At 55.8% G+C, this 371-nt stretch carries 1 pseudogene; it reads right to left on the bottom strand.

Annotation, left to right across the window (positions count from 1 at the left end):
• Positions 1 to 371: pseudogene (locus tag KP705_RS19295) on the bottom strand (transposase); the annotation flags it as partial.

The raw sequence follows: 371 nt of genomic DNA on the forward strand, positions 1-371 counted from the left end.
GTATTGCGCTGCTTTGGAGCAGCCACCAGTGTTGCATCCAGGATCTGGCCGGACATCGGGAGATAACCGGCGTTCCGCAGGGTCGCGTCAAATCGGTCAAACAGCCTTTCAATGGCACCCGCCTGTGTCAAACGCTCACGAAACAGCCAGACCGTTTTGGCATCCGGCACGCGGTCCGACAGCCCCAATCCCAGAAAGCGCATGAACGACAGGCGGTCGTTGATCAGATACTCTGTCCGTTCATCAGACAAAGTGTTCAACGTCTGGATGACCAGAATTTTGAACATCAGCACCGGATCAAACGTCGGACGTCCGCCTTTACTTCCGTCTGATTAGGCCAGAGCCAGCTCCAGATCAGGGCGGAACATCTC

Source organism: Gluconobacter sp. P1D12_c (genome assembly GCF_018812105.1).
Classification (GTDB): Bacteria; Pseudomonadota; Alphaproteobacteria; order Acetobacterales; family Acetobacteraceae; genus Gluconobacter; species Gluconobacter oxydans_A.